The following is an 18,375-nucleotide window of genomic DNA, read 5'->3' on the forward strand; positions in this document are numbered from 1 at the left end:
CCAAGGGAGCTCGCTCGTGTCCACCGCTCGTCAGTCCTCACGCCCATCTGCCCGCCGCCCCTCTTCACTTCGGCTGGACCGGCTCGACCGGCTGCGCCGTTTGACCGGCCGTGACCATGAACTGCTGTCGTGGTTGGCCGAGCACTACATCCTGTCCACCGATCAGATCGCGCAGGCCCTGTTTCCGTCTCGCCGCTCGGCCCTGCTCCGACTCGCAGTTCTGCACCAATTGGAGGCGGTCACCCGGTTCGTCGACGTCACCACCGGCAGCGGCCAGAACCTCTACACCCTCGGGCCCCTCGGGATGGTTGTCCATCCCAGCACGTTCAACGACCCCAAGCGGCCGGACGTGCGGGCACCCCGCTCCAGCGTCGAGCGCACCGAACGCATCGTCGGCAGCCGCAACCTGCGGCATTTGCTGGGAACCAACCAGCTGTTCATCGACCTGATCGCCTACGCCCGCCGCGACCCCAGCGCCAGGCTGGCGCGCTGGTGGTCCGAGCAGCACGCCACCGCGGTGTTCGCCCGCTCGGGCGTCCGTCCTGACGGGCACGGCGTTTGGATAGCAGGCAGCCGGGAGGTTGGCTTCTTCCTCGAGCACGACAACGGCACCGAGCCGCTCGGTACCGTCCTGCGTAAGCTCCGCGCCTACGAACAGCTCGCGATCTACGGTCCCCGCTACCCGGTACTGCTGCGCGTGCCCAGCCGCCGCCGCGAGACCAACCTGCTCTCCGCGCTCGCCGGCGTGCCCACCACCATGCCCGTGGCCACCGGCATTCACGCCGAGCATCCCGCCGGTCCCGCTTGGACCCTCGCCTCTGATCGCGGGCCGCGGCGCCGGCTGCACGAGCTGCCATCCGATCACGGTCCGGACAACCCGGCCAGCAACCCGCACCGCTTCACCAACGACCGCCCTTTCGACCTCGACCCCGAGAACCACGGCTGACACCACAGATCGGGAATCAGGAACACCACCTCGGTGTGAGGTGTCCAGATCTCACAGCCTGGCAGCCTCAGACTGGACCGACGTGGCTCTACGTCTCACGGCGCAGGTCACCGGCATTTCTGACGATCATGTGACCGGGGCTGGCTGACAGATCGGCCCGCTACCTTCGTCGTCACCACCTTTTTGATGTCGCTCTACCCGGTCCGGTCCCACCTCAGGAACCACCGCCGCACCAGCCGGCGCGCTTCGCCCACCCGCCACCAGGCCCGGTCGGCATTCGCGCCGCGCGGCGACCTCCGACCCAGGTCGCACCGAACCCAGCACACACCGCTGCTCACCCCGCTTACCCCTGATCCGTCTCATGCATCTCGTGGGCCGGTCACATCCGCACGCCCAAGTTCCGCCACACTGAAGGAGGCAATCTTTATGGTTCCTACCCCTGCGGACACCACACCGCTGACTCGCTACGGCAGCCGGGTACCGGCCGTCACACCCCGCCCAGACAACACGACCGTCGCGGCAGCGAGCACCCCTGCGCCCAGCGCGCCGGCCAGCGACGTGCAGACGCCATGCGCGACGATCCGCACGATGGTCGTCTGCCTGCCCGACGGGCTGCCCTCCCAGGCGGTCGCCGCCGCCCAACTCGACCGGCACTTCGCCGTGTCCGGCAACATGTCGCCGCGGTTCTGGGCGAGCCCCGCCATGTGGTGGTGGCAGCGCGGCCAGTTGTTTGGACTGCGCAAGGGTCGACCGGCCTACTGCGCCGGCGGACCCATCCGCCTGCTCGACCTCGTGGGCATGCGCCATGCCGCCGGTGTCAGCGCGGGCATCCGATACGAGGTGTGGCGGCGGGTCGTGCACGGCACCCGGCCGGCCACCCCGTGGCCGACCTACCTGGCCCGCCACCTGGCCTCCCCCGCCAGATATCCGCGGGAGCGGGCAGAGGCCGACTTCCACCAGCAGCCGCGCGTCAACGCGATGCGGATGCACAACGCCGTCAGCTACGGCACCCACCGGCTGCCGCTGCAGGACCTGGAAATGTTCCAGGCCGGCGGGGTCGCCTACCAGCACTACAGCGCTGCCACCGCCGTGTGCGCCGACGCGCTACTCACCTGCGACGGGTACAAGCTGGCCCCGGCGAGCGACGCCCTTTGCCACCGAGTGACCTACCTCGAGCAGGCCACACGCCATCTCGACACCATGCAGCCCCACCAACGGTTGCTCGCCGTTGCCCTCTGACACGAACGAGCCGCGCCGGCACAGCTACCCATCCCAGGGGATCGGTAGCAGCTCATTGGCTTCCCCACACCCGCAGCGGTAGGGACCGCGTGCCATGCAGGCTTTCCCATCGCCGCGCGACGGCCTGTGCTCAGGACGGCTCCCTGCGCCCGTCTCGCGGCGCCCGTTCCTAAGGCTCCTCCCGGTGTCTCCTGGCCGCCGGTCACGGGCGAGGATCGCGTCGTGGTGGCGGTGCCCGGCGCCCAGGGCTGGGGCGCCACTAAAGCCCGGCCAGCCGGACGGCCGCTCTTTCCCTCTTCCCGCTCATCGAACCCTTGGGAGGTTTTCCCATGTCCCATCGACTGTGGTTCCGGCTCGACGACGTCCTGCCCCTCGCCGAGCATGCCCTGGCCTGCCCGGTCCACCGCATCACCGGCGCGCAAGCGCGCGGGCTCACGCCGTTGGGCGCGGGTTTGATCTGGACGGGCACCAGCACCGGCGATGTGCTGGTGTCCAACGGCCTCCATGGCTGGTACAGCGAGTTCGGGGATGTTCACACCGCCGACGCGCGAACCTGGCGGCACCTTTCTGCCGATCGGCACGGTGTTGCCGGCAGATCCGACTACTTCCAGGGCTTCCTGCCTCTGCAGGCCGGATGCGCCCTGGGCCCGGTGATCGGCATGCTGCGCGATGCCCGGCACAGCGGCCGGCACTGGGTGACGGTCGACATCGATCCGGCCGACGGGCACCTCATCGGTTCCGATCGGGTGCGGGTCGTCGAGCACCGCGACCAGCTCATCCCCGCCGACGGCCGCTGGATACCCGCCACGGTCACATCGACCGCGGTCGCCGGCGCCGCCTACCCGGCGCTGGTCGCCGACGGCTACATCAGCGATAGCGGCCACGAACTGCCCCGGTTCGACCGCGCCACCGTCGAGCAGATGATCGCCGACCTCGACACAGTCCACGCCAACCCCAACCGCCGCAGCGACCCGATGCCCGGGGAGTACCCGCACCTGCGGCTGACCGGCGACGTTCTGGTCGTGTTCGACGAGCACGACGACGGCGAACACGTCACCTACCGGGAGTCCGACCGCTTCTACCCTGACGCCGGCGGCCGATACGCCCTCGGCGCCTACACGTGGCCCTGGCAGCGGCCGAACCCCGCGTGACCCAGCTCCCCACTCCTCAGGCTCGGCGCCGGTCGACGAGACGGTGCGGCGCTGCGAGCTGAACGACCCGCCATGCCATCGGGCACATCCTGCGGATCCCGCCCGCGACACTCACCCCGGCAGAGCCTCACCGTCACGAGGCCCTCGTCCCGCAGCAAGGTTGCGCACCGTCGTGGCCACCGCCGCGCCTGGGCACTTGCCTCGGAATCCGTGCACGGCATCGACGAAACGCCGCCGACACCCCCGCCGCCGAACACCGGCCGTGCGGCCGCCCGGCGTTCCTCTACCCCCGGATCTGACCACCGGGACGACGTGTCCCGAGATCCGGTCACCGCACTTGATCACTACCGCGCTTCACGCGTGGATCAGTGCTGCCCTCACCCCAGTGGAAGGACGTATGCCCATGACCGACATGCCGGAGGCTGTGCCGGCGCACAGCATGTTCAAGGTCCTCGCCGCGCTCGCCGCGCTCGGTGAGACGACCGCCTCGGCGGTGGCCGAGCACGCCGAACTCGGCTACTCCACCACCACGGCGAAGCTGCGGGCCTGGGAGCAGACCGGGCAGGCCGAGCGGTTGCGCACCGACGACGGCCGCACCCTGTGGCGGCTGACCGACACCGGCCGCGCCGCCACCGCCGATCCCGACCAGCGGCACGCCCCGGCCGCACCGGACCCGGGCACCGCAGCGGGCCGGCCAGAGACTGCCGACGAGCCCGACCAGAACGGCCAGGCCGTCGCCGCGCCCGAGCAAAGCGACCAGTTCCCCGCCGCGCCCGACGATCCGCCCGTCGAACCCGGCAACCATCAGCCAGCGGACCCGCACCCGAACACCACCGGCCCCGAGACACCGGCTGGCCCCCCTAACGGGCCGGGCGACGACGGCGATGGGCGGGAAACCGCGGTGGAGCCGACACCCGGCAACGAGCAGCCCGCCTCACCGAGCGAGAACACCCGGTCCGAGGCCAGTCATGACACGGCGCGTCGTAGGAAGGGGTCACTGCGCGGGGCGATCCTGGGCATCCTCGAGGCCCACCCCGAACGGCAGTACAAGACCGGTGAGCTGTGCAGGCTCATCGACGCCGCCAACGCCGGCAGCGGCGCGCGGAAGGCCAGCGCCGGAGCGGTCGCCAACGCGGTGATCAAGCTGGTCGCCGACGGCAGCGCGGTGCAGACCCTCGAAAAGCCCGCCACCTACCAGCTCGCCCCCACCACCGGCCACCAGTAGCCGACCATCACGTAGCCCAGGGGCGGGCGTTCAGTTTGCCCGCTTCACGCCCGCCCCCGGTGCTCCTTCCAAGACAAGGAGCGTCTTCGAGTGTCTCCCACCTTGCACACGATCGCTATCGCCGTCGGCGGGATCCTCGCCGGTCTCGCCCTCGCCGGGGCCCTCCTGTGGCGCCAGCAGCAAGCCCTTTACACCGCCCGCTACCAGGCCACGCACGACGAGATCACCGGCCTGCCCAACCGGCGGCTGCTGCTCACCCGCCTACGCGCCGCCCTTGCCGCGAACGTGCCGTGTGGGCTGGTGTTGCTCGACCTCGACGGGTTCAAAACCGTCAACGACACCTTCGGCCACGACACCGGCAACCTGCTGCTCGCCCACGTCGGCCGCCTCCTGACCAACCTCGACGCGCCCGTCGAGGTCGCCGCCCGGTTGTCCGGCGACGAGTTCGCCGTGCTCGTGCGCGGTGACCGCGACGAGACTGCGGCCGCAGCCCGCGCCGCCTGCCGCACCATCCGCGCCGCGCGCATCGACCTCGACAGCGGGGCCGTCACCGTCACCGCGTCCGTCGGCTACACCCACACCCACGACCCGCACGCCAGCCCCCGACAGCTCCTCGCCGAGGCCGACGTGGCGATGTACGAGGCCAAACGCTCCCGCACCGGTGTGCACGGCCATCACCCTCTCGCCGCGCCGGGCCGGCGCAGCCGCGACCGCCACTGAACCCAGCTCGAATGCCTGACGGACCCCGCAGCCCGATGGCTGCGGGGTCCTTCCCTTCCCGGCCCCTGCTGACAAGGGAGAACCCTGTGCTGTCCTTCGCCGCTGTCCACACCCTTGCCGGCTGCCTCCTGGCCGCCGACGCCGAAGCCGACACTCTCGGCTGGGGCACTCCGCCGACGCTGCTGCTCATCCACGACCGGCCCCTGACATCCGACGGAACCGTGCCGCTGCGGGAGATGCGCAGCGTCGAGCTCCCGCTGCGGCGCGGCGACCTGCTCACCGACCCGGCCGGGCTGCCCGCCCTGCTGCGCCGCCTCGCCGCCGACCTGCACCGCCCGAGCGCCGCCACGCCCTACGAGGCTGCCCTCGACACCATCGTCGGCGTGCTTCGGGCGGCCGAGCCGGACACGCGGGTGTTGGCGTGGGCCGCCTGCTACGACGACATCCTCACCGGCGTAGGGCAGCCCCGGCCGGCCCGGCGCATCGACGCGGTCGACACCGACGGCCGCCGCTACGAGCTCACCCGGCTGCGCGGCGAGGGGCAACCGCTGCTGCACGTCCACGACACCTCCGACACCGGCGTCCCGGCCACCTACCCGGGGCTGTCCGCGCTCCTGGCGGCCACCACCTGCCACACCCTGCGCGTGGGCGGGGGCGCGGCATGACCGGCCGTGACTCCCGCAACGACCCCGACGAGCCGGTCTTCGCCGTGTGCGGGCCCGACGGTGCAATCCGCTGCCTCGTGTGCGGGGCCGTCGACCAGGTGCTTCACGACGAGGTGCCGTCCATGGCCGGCTACGGCACCGACACCTACGCCCGGTGCACCCGCTGCGGATCCGTCGAAACCAGCGACCCGATCTTCGGGTGGCATCCCAAACCCGCCCCGTGGCCGCCCCAGGGGCAGCCGTGACGGCCACCAGCCGGCCAAGGGGGCAGCGGCGCCCAGCGAGGACGCGCCAACCCCGGTTGCTGCCCACCGCGCGGCCATGGACCTCCACCGCAGGATCCGGCCGCCGGCGTGGCACATGCAGCCACCCTCACCAACCCACCGCGCGATGAAGGAGCCCTGTCTCGTGAACACGCACTGCTTCGTCGGCACCACCAACCCGACCAATCCGCACCTGGTGCACGCCCGGTTCGTGCTCTTCGACGCCCATCCCCAGGTCGTCGTGCCCACCCTGGCCCACATCTGGGCCCACCACGCCCGCTACGACGCCCGGGCCCTGACCGACGCGATCCTCGCCTGCGACTGGGCATACCTCGACCCGGCCGTCACCGTCACCACCGGCTGTCGCTCCGCCGGTCAGCGCCCGGTGCCCGGCGTCGGCATGGCCCTGCCCGGCAACGGTGCGGCGGAGCCGGTCACCATGTTCCCGCTGTGCCAGGCCGGGCACCTCGACGCGCAGTGGATCTACCTGATCGACCCGGTCACCGCGACGGTCGCCGTGCACACCGACGACGGGCAACGAACGGCCTGCTATCCGCTGCCCGCCTGCGCCACCTCGTCCCGCGACGCGTTCACAGGTCAAGCAGACGGTGGTCACGCCGCATCGACGGTGCCGCAGGTGCTGGTGTGTGGGCGGGGAGCGCCGCGGTGAGCGTCCGCGCGCTGGGAGGCATAGCCGCCGGAGTGGTGGCCGTGCTCGCGCTGTGCGCGGGCGGGATCGGCGCGCTGTTCACCGGCGGCGGCAGCGCATCGGCGGCCTGCTTCGCGGTCGGCCCGGACGGGCAGCCGCTGCTGCTGCCGTCCCTCACCGTGTCCCCGCCCGTGGCTGGAACCGGCGGGTGGAGCGGCGAACAGGCGGCCAACGCCGCCGTGATCGTCACCGTCGGCGCGCAGCTGAAGGTGCCGCCGCGAGGTTGGGTCATCGCGCTGGCCACCGCGATGCAGGAGTCCACCCTGCGGAACCTGCCCGGCGGGGACCGCGACTCGGTGGGGCTTTTCCAGCAACGCCCGTCACAAGGCTGGGGCACTCCCGCCCAGCTACGGGATACCGGCTATGCGGCGACCAGGTTCTATCAGGGGCTACTGGCCGTCGACGGGTGGCAGGGCATGGCGGTGACCGACGCCGCGCAGGCGGTGCAGCGCTCCGCCTACCCGGGCGCGTACGCGAAGTGGGAGGACGACGCGATCGCCCTCATCCGGGTCCTGACCGGCGGCACCTCCGCGGGCCCGGTCGCCGCTGATCTGGAGCAGGCGATGAGCAACCCGCTGTGCCTGCTCGACTCAGGTGACGGGCAGCTCGGCGGCGAGCAGGTCCCGCTACCCGACGGGTTCACACTTCCGCCGAGCACGCCGTTGCCGGTGGTGACGGCGATCGGCTGGGCCTTGGCGCAGCGGGGCAGCCCCTACACCTTCGGCGGGGACTGCACCGCACCCCACTCCGGTATCCCCGCCCGCCAGTGCGACTGCTCTTCCCTGATGCAGCAGGCCTACCGGGCCGCCGGCATCACCCTGCCCCGCACCACCGCCGACCAGGTCCACGCCGGACAGCCGGTCACCGACCTCGGGGCGCTGCGGGCGGGGGACCTGCTGTTCATTCCCGGCAGCCGCGGCACCACGGCCAGGCCTGGTCATGTCGGCCTCTACCTCGGCAGCGGGCTGATCGTGCAGGCCCCGCACAGCGGCGACGTCGTCAAGATCAGCCGCCTGTCCGCGTGGCTGCCGGACCTGGCCGCTGTGCGCCGCGTCGTCGCCTGAACCACTTAGTCGGCGGCACCGATTGCCGACACCGTCGCGGACGCCTGGCGCCTGGCAGGCCACCACCCCCATCAAGTTGGAAGGAAGCACCGTGAACGAAAACAGCACCAGCAGCATCCGGCGGCAGCCGGGGGTCCGGCCCGACGACGCCACCGATTGGGTGGCGTTGGGCCGGCGGCTGCAGGAGATCCAGAACACGCTGATCCACCGCGAGCAGATTCCTCGGTACGGGGACGAGTACTACGCCGAGGCGCTGCGCCGGCTGCTGACCGACTCTCGCTCCGGCTGGATGCCCACGGCCGAGCATGACCGGCTCGTCGACCTGCACACCCAGGTGGACCGGCGCAACCTGCGGGAGGCGAACCGGCGGGCCCGCGAGGCCCGCGCCCGCTACGTCACCGCTTCCCGGAAGATCCGAGGTGAGTTGGCCGGGTGGCTGCGGCGGGTCACCAACGACCGGACGGTGCCCTCCCGCTACCGGCGAGAAGGTGTGCTGCTGGCCGCCGACTGGCTCGACCCCGCCACCGCCGCCTCCCCCTACCCCAACCCCCAGCCCTCCACAGGCACCCCAGACACCACGCCGCCGCGGCCGGTGTCGCCGCTGGACCCGCAGCTGCTGCTGATGGTCCGGGCTGCCGGCGAGCGGGAAGGCCTCCTCGCCGTCGGCTGGTGGCAGCAGCATGCGCTTACCGGACGCACCCCGTCCGAGCAGATATACATCGCCCGGCTGGTCCTCGACGGGATCGACAGCAGCGACGAGGTCACCCTGGCGGCGCTACCCCGCTTCGACGTCACCGGCTACGACGAAACCCGCTACCAGGCCCACGCCCCGGCCGGCGCGCCCGCCTGGTCGCACCTGTCCGATCACGAGCGGGCGGTGGTGATCGACGCGGCACGCGACGGGTTCACCGATGCCGTCCGCGACGGGGTCGCCGCCCGCTGCCACACCACCCTCAACACCAGTTCCACCGGCGAGGGTGAAGGGCGGCGGCGGTGACCTTCGAGCCTGGCGAGCGCGTGGCGCTCGAGTACACCCGTGACCCGCACACTCGGCTACGTCCCGGTGACGAGGGCACCGTGCGCCGCTACCACCCGGACCAGCAGGTCCTGGACGTGGACTGGGACAGCGGCTCCCGCCTGTCGATGCTCCTGCACGCCGGTGACCGCGTCCGCCCCATCATCAGCAGCGGCGACGCCGGCTGGGGGCAGGTTCTCGACGCGCTGCGCGCGGCCGGGGCGGCGGCGGGACGATCCGCAGCCGAGTGGTGGGCGCAGGATGCCGTCGGCGGCCGAGCCCACGGTGGCGTCCGCGAGCGGGCGCGAGAGGTCCTGGCCGGGATCGACAACGGCGACCCGGCGATGCTCGACGGCCTTCCGTTCGCCGACCGGGACACCCTGGCCGACGGTCGGCGTCGCTACGCCGAGCACGCCCCGCCCGACGCCCCCGATTGGGAGCAGCTGACCGGGCAGCAACGCGACCGGGCGCGGTGGGCGTGGTGCGACGGTTTCGACGAGGCGGTCGAAGCCGAGGCGGCCCGGCAGTGCCGGATGGTCCTACACCCCGACGGCGACGACCGCGACGTGAGCCACGTGTATCCGGAGCGGGTGCGTCTGGGCGGGCCGGGGGTGTTCGCCGGGGACTGGGCGTGGACGCCAAACACGGACGGGGACATGCGGATCCCGGTCGGGTTCGTCGGCGTCCTGGTCGATACGTGGAACGGGTGGGCGGTGTTCACCTGCACCCGGCAGGTGGCCGAGGCGATCGTCGCCGACCAGAACGACGCCCGCGACCGGTATCGCTCGCGGCTCGTCGCGCCGGGTGTCACCGGTGAAGGGCTGGAGCGGCTGGTCGACGAGGCGATGGCTCGCATGCGGTTCGACGGTGACGTCATCGTCGTCGACGAGACCCGCGTGCACGACGACCCGGCCGCCATCGAGCGGATCACACCCGACGCGGACGGCCGGTACGTGGTGATGGGCCGCGCCTGGACCTGGCTGCCGGTGCACCCCTACGACTGCGACCGCATCGCCGGCCGCATCCCCGACCCACCACCGAGCACCGACACGACTGACGGGAGCCTCTGATGGCCGAGGAGCTGACCGAGGAGTTCGGCGAGTACGCCCACGAGGAGATCCTGCAGGCCCTGGTCCTGCGTCTGCTGACCAGCGCCGAGTTGGACGAGCTGTGCGACGAGGTCGACCTGCCGCAGCTCACCTACGAAGGTCAGCCGGTGGCCATCGCCGCGGCCAGCACCTACCGGGAGGCCGGAGTCCTGACTCTGGACCGGGGGGTGTGGCTGGAGTTGTCCGACGGCAGCGCCTTCGGGCTGACAGTGCACATCTCCCGCCGGCCCCGCGGCGAGGTCACCCTCCGCCGCACATAGGCCCCCAGGCGCCGGGGATTGACTTGATCAATCCCCGGCCTCATGGCTTCCTTGTCGTCGCCCACCACCCAGGGCGGCGACCCCACGAACCTGCAGCCCTGCCCGGCGGCCCCGTCGTGTGCACCTCACTGGCGTTGCTGGCCACCCCTGCACCCAGGGCGCGGCCCGCCAACTGCCCGACTCCGCGCGGACACCACAACCACGTCTGCCCGCGCACCCGGACGGGCGCGCGGGCCCATACCCAAGGACAGGAGGCCCACGCATGGACCCTGCCACCCCGCCCACTGACCCGGCCCCCGATAGCTCCAGTGCCGGGCGGCGGCGCGGCCACCTCTACCGGCAGGTCGCCGCTCACCTCGCCGCCCACCCGGACCAGGTCCTCAAGGTCGGCGAGATCACCACCGCCATCGCTGCCCGCTCCACCGGGGCGGTGTTCGAAGCGTTGAAGAAGATGGCGGCCGCCGGCTACGCCACCCACCACACCGGCCCGCACCGCTTCCAGATCACGAAGGCCGGGATCGACGCGGCCGGGGCGATGCCCCCACCCGCCCCCCGCCCGGCCGGCAGCACCAGCCGCACCGCTGGTCGCCGTCACCCAGTCACCCGCCCCAACGGCGACCTGTACTTCCCCCGCAAACTCGCCGGCGCCACCGACGTGGACGTGCTGCGCCGGCTGCGGGACAAGCGAATACCCGTGCTGCTCTACGGGCCACCCGGCACCGGCAAGACCGCCCTCGTCGAGGCCGCGTTCCCCGACCTGCTCACCGTCGCCGGAACCGGCGACACGGTCGTGGAGGACTTCCTCGGCAACTTCACCCCCCTGCCCGACGGCGGGTTCGAGTTCGTCTACGGGCCCCTCGTGGTCGCGATGCGGGAGGGGCGGGCGTTGCTGGTCGACGACGCCACCCTCATCCCCCCGAAGGTCCTCGCCGTGCTCTACCCCGCGATGGACGGCCGGCGGGTCATCACCATCCCCGGCTACCGCAACGAACGCGTCGAAGCCGTCGACGGGTTCTACGTCATCGCCGGCCACAACCCGGGCGTGCACGGCGCCATCCTCACCGAGGCGCTCGCCTCCCGGTTCGACGTGCACATCGAGGTCACCACCGACTGGGACCTCGCCCGCCACCTAGGCGTCCCCACCCCCGCTATCCAAGCGGCCATCGGCCTGAACGCCGACCTCGCCGCCGGACGGGTCAGGTGGGCGCCGCAGCTGCGGGAGCTGCTCGGCTTCACCCGCGTCCGCAAGACCCTCGGCCTGCCCGCCGCGGTGGCCAACCTCGCCGGCCGCGCCCCCGAAGACGACCGCGAGCAGGTGCTCGCCGCCCTGCGGCAGCAGTTCGGCACCGACATCACCGCGCTGACCCTCGGCAAGCAGCGCTAACCCCTGAAAGGAGAACCCCCATGCCCCACCCCCATGATCACCTGCAGCACGGGCCGGCGGCCAGCGTCGACCCGCACTGGCAGACGTGGAGCGACGCCTGGACCCGACACGTCCCCGCCTTGACTGGGCGAACGGATCTGACCGTCACCGTCTCCCCCGGCGCCGGCGGCGGCGCCCCCGCCTGCTTCTACCCCGACACCGGCCGCATCGAAGTCGACGCCACCCACATCGGCGCCCCCGACATCGCCAACCCTCGCCAGCCCGGACACAAACGCCTCGTCCCGACCGCGTACGGGCTGCTCGTGCACGAAGCCGCCCACGCCGCCCACAGCCGCTGGCGCACCCCAGCCGACACCCCACCCGTCGTCGCCGCCGTCGCCGAACTCCTCGAGGAATCCCGCATCGAGCACCGGCAGCGCGCACGCCGCCGCGGCGACCGCCGGTGGCTGCGCCACACCGTCACCACCCTCGTCACCGGCGACGACGCGCCCGTCGACGACCCGTGGCACGCGGCGTACCTCGCCGCGCTGCTACTGGCGCGGGTCGACGCCCGGATCCTCACCGCCAAAGACATCAAAGGTGTCCGCGCCGCCGTCACCACCGTCCTCGGCCGCAAACGACTGCTGCAACTACGCGACGTGTGGCGGCAGGCCCACACCCTTGATGACGCCGACGCGGCCGGCATGATCGACCTGGCGTGGCGGTGGTGCGCCATTCTCGGCATCGACCCGCACCGCCAGCCCCACACCCCGATGCCGGACCCGGGTGTGTTCGCCGGGCTGCTCGCCCAGGCCCTCGCCGACTACCTCGCCCACACCGCCGGCCTCACCCCCGCCCAGTACCGAGACCAGCAGACAACGCTGCGCCATTCGGCGCCGACGACGTGGACCCGCCGCGACCCAACCCACGCCGAACGCGCCGCGGCCCGGCACCTGGCCGCCCGGCTGCGCCGCGCCCGCACCCGCCACACCGAACCCGACACCCGACCCAGCCAGATCCCACCCGGCCGGCTGCGCACCCGCCACGCCATCACCGCGCAGGCACAGGCGGCCGCCGGCAGCACGCCCACCGCGACACCCTGGCAGCGGCGCATTCAGCTGCCACCACCGAAACCCACCCTGCACCTCGGCGTCATCGTCGACGCCTCCTACTCCATGCGCCCCTACGCCGGACCGATGTCCTCGGCCGGGTGGATCCTCGCCCACGCCGCACACACCACCGCCGCGGTCACCACCACCATCGCCTTCGGCAACCGGGCGACGCTGCTCGTACCGCCACGGCAACGCCCCCACCAGGTGCTCGAACTGACAGCCGCCGGCGGCAGCAGCGCCTTCACCGACGCCGTGAAACTCGCCGACCAAATACTGCAGCTACGTCAGCCCGGTCGGCTGCGGATGCTCGCCGTCGTCTCCGACGGCGACCTACCCGACATCGAACCCGCCCAACGCCTCATCACCACCCTGCACCGAACCGGATGCGCGGTGCTGTGGCTGCGCCCCGCCGACTTGGCCGGGCACACCTTCACCGACACCACCACCATCGCCGTGGCAGACCCGGTCCAGGCCGTCGCGCAGATCGCCGACGCCGCCGTCACCGCCCTCGAACAGGCCTGACCAGCCGTCCCCCACCTGCCCGACCTGGGGGCCCCCGCCGGGACCCGTTGTCCCGCGCGGCGCCCTGCACCGCATCGGACCCCTTGCCGCACCGTTACTGGCCGCTTGCCCGGCCACTCGCGCATTCCCGCGCATCCCCGGGCACGGCCGAGCGGCCGTGCCCGGGGTCCGACCCCTGATCCGGAGAACACCGTGAACCACTCACACGACCGGGTGCCGATCACCTCACCCGCCGACCTACTCACCGCCGTGCCGTACCTGCTCGGCTTCCACCCCACCAACAGCCTCGTCCTCATCGGCCTCACCGGCCCCCGCGTCGCCGTCGCCACCCGCACCGACCTCCCCCACCCCGACGACGTCACCGCATGGGTCGACGAGCTGACCCCCTCACAGATCCGCACCCTCCGCCAAGCGGCCGCCGACCGGGCCATCGTCATCGGCTACGGACCCGCCGCCACCATCACCCCGGTCATGGACGCCCTCAACCCCCGGCTGACCGCCACCGGAATCGACCTGTTCGACGCACTACGGGTCACCGACGGCCGCTACTTCTCCTACCTCTGCCAGAACCCGGCCTGCTGCCCCACCGACGGGACACCCTTCGAACCCCACCGCAGCGACATCACCATGCACGCCATCGTCGCCGGCTGCCACGCCCTACCCGACCGGGACGCGCTCGTCGCCAGCATCGCCCCCACCAGCGGACCCGCCCGCACCGCGATCACCCGCGCCACCGCCCGCGCCAAAGCCCACCGCCACGCGCTCGTCCGCGACGCCAGCCGCAACGCGCTCATCCGAGCGGGCGAGGACATGCTGCGGACCACGCTCTCCCGCTACGCCAACGCGCGGACCCTCACCGACGACGAACTCGCCTGGCTCACCGTCCTGCTCCCCGTCACCGAGATCCGTGACGCCGCCTGGCAGGCCACCAACTCGCAACCCTGGCACGTCGCGATGTGGGCCGACATCACCCGCCGCGCCGACCCGACCCTCGCCGCGCCACCGGCCGCCCTGCTCGCCTTCGCCGCCTGGCGCCGCGGCGACGGCGCCCTCGCCTCCGTCGCCCTCGACCGCGCCCTCGCGGCCAACCCCACCTACAGCCTCGCCCACCTCATCGACCAGGTCCTGCGGGCCGGGCTGCCGCCGTCCGTGCTCGACGGCTGGCCCGACCTCAACCAACTCCGCCACCGGCTACTCGGAGACACCGATGCCTGACCAGAACCTCGATCTCCTGCGCTACCTACTCAACAGCCAGGGCTACGACCTCAACCCGGAGCAGTTCCCCGAAGCTTGCGTGAAGCAGCCCGAGCAGATCTGCGCGCTGCTGTCGGCCGCCGCCACCATCGCCGCCACCGGCGCGCAGATGAGCGTCCTGACCTACGCGGCGGACCTGCTCTGCGACGTCCACGGCGACCGCCACAACACCACGCATTCACTGCGCGAGCATCTCGAGGTCGCCGACGCTCTCACCGCCGCACTCACCCAGCACGACAAGGCCACCGCGGCCCTGCGGCGCACCTGCCAGGCCCTCAGCCGAACCGGCGAACTCGTGACCGTCGCGCCATCCGGCAGCGCTGCACCCGTCGGTCACACCGACGACGCTCCCGACTCGACGCCCTGACCACGGCTTGAGCCCCTCGCCGTCCGGTCTCCGGCGGCGAGGGGCCGCCTCCCACATCCCTTTGAGCGAGGAGAGCCCGATGACCGAGCCGACGGCGACCCCGCCGCCGCCCTCATGCCTGGAGTCCGTCCTTCAGGCCGCCTGGAACGCCTACCACCCCGACAAGCCCGCTCCCTGCGGATGGCTTACCCACACCACCGCCCAAATCCACGCCTACCTTCGCGACCGCCAGCCCACCCCGCAGCCGCAGACCGTCGCACCCACCGAGACGGTGGTGGAGCTCCGGCGCCGGATGTGGAACGCCATACGCGACGCTGTCCGGCAACACGGCATCGACATCGATCTGGCCAACCGGATCCTGGACACCATCGACCTGCCCGGGCTGCCGCGCCGCTGGCAGGTCCGCCTCACCCTGCCCGTCCTCATCGAGGTCACCGCCACCAGCCCCGAGGACGCCTTCGACACCGCCGAAGCCGCCATCGAGGACGCCGTCACCAATGCGGACCTCGAGGTCCGCTTCGAGTGGGACGGCAGCGAACACGAGGACGCGGACCCCGGCGAACTCGACCCCGACGCCACCGAACCGTCAGACGCGGCTCTGACACCCGCGCCGCCCCCACCGCACTCCGAAACCCCAGCGGCAGGCACCCACGAGAGGACAATCCCGTGACGCTGCATCTCGTGCGCAAGTACACCGGCCACGACATCACCGACGACTCCCTGACCGCCGCCCACCAACAAGGCGGCCCCCTCGGAATGCTCGCCACCGCGCTCACTCACACGTGCCACACCCTTAACGCCACCGAAGCCGAACTCACCCGGTGCGCCGAGACGATCACCGCGCACCTGGCCGACATCCACCGCGTCCTCGCCGCAGGGCCCGACGAACCGGCGCCCACGCTCAACCCCACCGGCGTGCTACAGGCCCACGGACCCCGCCTCGACACCCTCACCGCCCAACGCGCCACCGACATCAGCCACCTGCGGGCGCTGACCCGCATCTGGCTCGCCCACCACGCCCAGCAACCATCCGGCGAGAACCGGGCCGAGCAGGTGCGAAGCTTCGCCGACCAGATCCTCGCCGCCATCGATGACGACATCAGCGAAGGCATCGTGCCCGCGGGGATCGGGTCGTTCGTCGATCTGCACCGATACCTCGACGCCAACGACTACCTCATCGCCGCCGGAGTGCCCTACGACGGCACCGAGGACAGCATGGCCCTCATCACGGCGGTGCAAGGCCTGGTCGTCGCCCGGCTGCGTACCCCAGGGCGCCCGTTCTGTACCCACGGGGCGTGCACCTTCGCCGCGCACGACCACATCAGCACAACAGGCTCAAATGGCGAGGACCTTGAGCAGTCTGCGCCCCTGCGCTGCCGGCAGTGCGGGCAGCCCGCCCACTACGACAGCCGGCTCAAGGACTACCGCCACGACGACCCCGCCGTACCCGACTGCTTCCTCATCCATCGCGACGACTGACGCTCACATCGCCAGCCCGGCCGGGTAGTGCGACGACTTGATCGGGGCGCGAAGTCGAGCGTCACTGCTCACGGCCGCCACCCCGGCGAACCCGACAGCGGCATCCCCACCCGCTGGCCGGGGTGGCGGCCACCCAACCCACACCGTCCACTGCGGAGGCAGCACATGAAGCCCCACCGCCGTCCGATACCAGGTGCCGTCACCGACGTCCTGCTGTGGCTCCTCGCCGCCGATGTCGCCGCCGCTCACCGACCCGACCCAGCCGCGCCCAGCCGCTGCTCCAATCTGCGTTGCGCCCGCGAGGCATACCCGTGCCCGCCGGCACGCGACGCGCACCGCGCCCGCGCAGCCGCCACCCAACCCACCCAGCGCGCCTACGGCCGAGCCGCCGTCGTCGCGCCGGCCAAGCAATTCACCCGCTGGTTCCGACCCACCCAGCCGCCAGCAACACGGCAGCACGGCATGCCGGCGCCGCAAGCCGCCTGAAGCCAGGCCAGCCAAATCCCCGACAACCGCCGCCTGTCGGTCCCCCAAACTCCACCGCTATCAGGAGGAAGCGTTGAGTTTCCGCGCCGAGAACACTCTCGCCGGTATGCCCGTGCAGCGGTCGACCTGCGCCTGCGCATGCCCGAGTACTCCCGGGGCCGGTTCGCCCAGCAGTACCTGAAGGCGTTCCTCGAAACCCACCTCAATCACGATCCCGCCGCGCAGGCCGGCGCGCTGGACGCGTTCAGCCGCGTCGCCCACCAGCCGTGGCAGGACGGCGAGCCCTTCATCCTCGCCCCCGCCATGACGGCGGTCATCGCCGCCGCCGCGCAGGCCCTCGACCTCACCGGCGACGCCGTCGGCAACGACGTCGCCCCCAGCGACGCCGGCGTGCTGTTCCTGCCCGAACCCATCTACGAGCGCGGTATCCACGGCCAGATCACCTCCATAGGCGCGATCGCCTGGGCCAAGTTCCACAACCGTCACAGCGGGCGCACCGGCTGGTGGATCACTGGCTGGGCCGACCGCGACGATCCACTCGACCCCGCCGCCGCCCGCCGCCGCCGGCAACTGGCCAAAGCACCGGAACTCGCCGCCCAGCTCGGCCCATACGTGCTGCACTCCTTCGCCCGGATCCCCATCGGAATCCCCATACTCACCCCGGGCGAGCCGCACGAGCACCTGGACCACGACTGGGAATCTGCGCCCGACGACCGGTTCTGCATTGACGAATCCGCGCTACGGATGCGAGCAGTCGCCGCGGTTCTCTACGCCTTCTGGCGCATCCAGGAGCAACCCATCGCCACCGTCGCCAACCCGCCCCTCGATCGGCCCGTCCGCCACCGGGCCCTGCGGGCCAGCCTGCGCCACGACACCCGCGTAGTCATGCTGCGCCGAACGAAACCCGTCAGCGAGCCCACAGGCATGAGGCGAAATGGCACTACCGGGTGCGGTGCGTCGTGCGTGGGCACTGGCGGCGCCTGACCGACGCCAACGGCCGGCCGTATCGCATCTGGATCAACTCCTACAGCAAGGGGCCCGACGGGGCGCCGCTGCTGCTCGGCGAGGCCGTCTCCATCCTCGCCCGATAGACCACACCGCATCCCCGCGTACCCCGCGCTCCGCTGCGCTTGTCTGGTGCCGGTGTCAAACTCGGACACTACGGTCACGACCAGGTCCGGCTCCAACGAGCCCTGGCCTAACCACCGCGGGCTGTTGTCCCTGGAAGGTGGGCTGCAACCTCGGCTCGCCCTGTGGCCATCGCCCCCCGCCAGTAGCCACTCGCTGGGCACCGCAGCGAGTGGCTACTGCGACCTCCGTCCGGTCTCCGGTCGCAGCGCCGCTTCGACCCCGTCGTGTGCGGCGCAGTGGTACGACGAACGTGGCCTGCGGCGACACTCGAGCAATGAACGCCTCGTCGTCGAGC

At 71.9% G+C, this 18,375-nt stretch carries 20 protein-coding genes; all 20 read left to right on the forward strand.

The features are described from left to right. Positions 1-16: 16 nt before the first annotated feature. The 20 genes from ACSNOA_RS22010 to ACSNOA_RS22105 all read left to right on the forward strand — a co-directional run bounded on the left by ACSNOA_RS22010 (position 17) and on the right by ACSNOA_RS22105 (position 18,040). On the forward strand, positions 17-946 hold the full coding sequence (locus ACSNOA_RS22010; protein WP_436660997.1) for a replication-relaxation family protein: 930 nt from the start codon (positions 17-19) through the stop codon (positions 944-946). A gap of 426 nt (positions 947-1,372) precedes the next feature. Beyond that, positions 1,373-2,185 carry a hypothetical protein gene (locus ACSNOA_RS22015; RefSeq protein ID WP_436660999.1) on the forward strand — a complete coding sequence of 271 codons (813 nt, stop codon included), beginning with the start codon at positions 1,373-1,375 and terminating at the stop codon, positions 2,183-2,185. Positions 2,186-2,514: 329 nt separating this feature from the next. Beyond that, positions 2,515-3,336 carry a hypothetical protein gene (locus tag ACSNOA_RS22020; RefSeq protein WP_436661001.1) on the forward strand — a complete coding sequence of 274 codons (822 nt, stop codon included), beginning with the start codon at positions 2,515-2,517 and terminating at the stop codon, positions 3,334-3,336. A gap of 403 nt (positions 3,337-3,739) precedes the next feature. Further along, positions 3,740-4,561, forward strand: a complete 822-nt coding sequence (locus ACSNOA_RS22025; RefSeq protein ID WP_436661003.1) for a MarR family transcriptional regulator — start codon at positions 3,740-3,742, stop codon at positions 4,559-4,561. A 90-nt stretch (positions 4,562-4,651) separates the two neighbouring features. Further along, positions 4,652-5,281, forward strand: a complete 630-nt coding sequence (locus ACSNOA_RS22030; protein WP_436661004.1) for a GGDEF domain-containing protein — start codon at positions 4,652-4,654, stop codon at positions 5,279-5,281. Between the two features lie 86 nt (positions 5,282-5,367). Beyond that, positions 5,368-5,946, forward strand: coding sequence for a hypothetical protein (locus ACSNOA_RS22035; RefSeq protein WP_436661006.1), 579 nt, complete (start codon positions 5,368-5,370; stop codon positions 5,944-5,946). Further along, positions 5,943-6,191 carry a hypothetical protein gene (locus ACSNOA_RS22040; RefSeq protein ID WP_436661008.1) on the forward strand — a complete coding sequence of 83 codons (249 nt, stop codon included), beginning with the start codon at positions 5,943-5,945 and terminating at the stop codon, positions 6,189-6,191. Before ACSNOA_RS22035 ends, ACSNOA_RS22040 begins: the two co-directional genes overlap by 4 nt. A gap of 163 nt (positions 6,192-6,354) precedes the next feature. Next, positions 6,355-6,879, forward strand: coding sequence for a hypothetical protein (locus tag ACSNOA_RS22045; protein ID WP_436661010.1), 525 nt, complete (start codon positions 6,355-6,357; stop codon positions 6,877-6,879). Then, positions 6,876-7,982, forward strand: coding sequence for a C40 family peptidase (locus tag ACSNOA_RS22050; RefSeq protein WP_436661012.1), 1,107 nt, complete (start codon positions 6,876-6,878; stop codon positions 7,980-7,982). The genes ACSNOA_RS22045 and ACSNOA_RS22050 overlap by 4 nt, the downstream gene beginning before the upstream one ends. 91 nt (positions 7,983-8,073) lie before the next feature. Beyond that, on the forward strand, positions 8,074-8,979 hold the full coding sequence (locus ACSNOA_RS22055; RefSeq protein WP_436661014.1) for a hypothetical protein: 906 nt from the start codon (positions 8,074-8,076) through the stop codon (positions 8,977-8,979). Further along, a complete protein-coding gene (locus tag ACSNOA_RS22060; RefSeq protein ID WP_436661016.1) occupies positions 8,976-10,067 on the forward strand; it encodes a DUF4314 domain-containing protein in 1,092 nt (363 codons plus the stop codon). Before ACSNOA_RS22055 ends, ACSNOA_RS22060 begins: the two co-directional genes overlap by 4 nt. Further along, positions 10,067-10,366, forward strand: a complete 300-nt coding sequence (locus ACSNOA_RS22065) for a hypothetical protein (protein ID WP_436661018.1) — start codon at positions 10,067-10,069, stop codon at positions 10,364-10,366. The genes ACSNOA_RS22060 and ACSNOA_RS22065 overlap by 1 nt, the downstream gene beginning before the upstream one ends. A gap of 262 nt (positions 10,367-10,628) precedes the next feature. Beyond that, on the forward strand, positions 10,629-11,750 hold the full coding sequence (locus tag ACSNOA_RS22070) for an AAA family ATPase (protein WP_436661019.1): 1,122 nt from the start codon (positions 10,629-10,631) through the stop codon (positions 11,748-11,750). A 20-nt stretch (positions 11,751-11,770) separates the two neighbouring features. Beyond that, positions 11,771-13,363 carry a VWA domain-containing protein gene (locus ACSNOA_RS22075; protein ID WP_436661021.1) on the forward strand — a complete coding sequence of 531 codons (1,593 nt, stop codon included), beginning with the start codon at positions 11,771-11,773 and terminating at the stop codon, positions 13,361-13,363. Between the two features lie 192 nt (positions 13,364-13,555). Further along, positions 13,556-14,578, forward strand: coding sequence for a DUF4192 domain-containing protein (locus ACSNOA_RS22080; protein ID WP_436661023.1), 1,023 nt, complete (start codon positions 13,556-13,558; stop codon positions 14,576-14,578). Then, complete coding sequence (locus ACSNOA_RS22085; protein ID WP_436661025.1) at positions 14,571-14,984, forward strand: hypothetical protein; 414 nt, start codon at positions 14,571-14,573, stop codon at positions 14,982-14,984. The genes ACSNOA_RS22080 and ACSNOA_RS22085 overlap by 8 nt, the downstream gene beginning before the upstream one ends. Before the next feature lie 79 nt (positions 14,985-15,063). Next, positions 15,064-15,654 (forward strand): hypothetical protein, encoded by a 591-nt coding sequence (locus tag ACSNOA_RS22090; RefSeq protein WP_436661026.1) that lies wholly within the window; start codon positions 15,064-15,066, stop codon positions 15,652-15,654. Then, positions 15,651-16,463 (forward strand): hypothetical protein, encoded by an 813-nt coding sequence (locus ACSNOA_RS22095; protein ID WP_436661027.1) that lies wholly within the window; start codon positions 15,651-15,653, stop codon positions 16,461-16,463. The genes ACSNOA_RS22090 and ACSNOA_RS22095 overlap by 4 nt, the downstream gene beginning before the upstream one ends. Before the next feature lie 624 nt (positions 16,464-17,087). Continuing rightward, on the forward strand, positions 17,088-17,933 hold the full coding sequence (locus tag ACSNOA_RS22100; protein WP_436661028.1) for a hypothetical protein: 846 nt from the start codon (positions 17,088-17,090) through the stop codon (positions 17,931-17,933). Then, entirely contained in the window at positions 17,909-18,040 is a 132-nt protein-coding gene (locus tag ACSNOA_RS22105) for a hypothetical protein (RefSeq protein WP_436661029.1), read from the forward strand. The genes ACSNOA_RS22100 and ACSNOA_RS22105 overlap by 25 nt, the downstream gene beginning before the upstream one ends. The last annotated feature ends 335 nt before the right edge of the window (positions 18,041-18,375 follow it).

The organism is Micromonospora sp. URMC 103 (genome assembly GCF_051386435.1).
In the GTDB taxonomy this organism is placed as follows: Bacteria; Actinomycetota; Actinomycetes; order Mycobacteriales; family Micromonosporaceae; genus Micromonospora.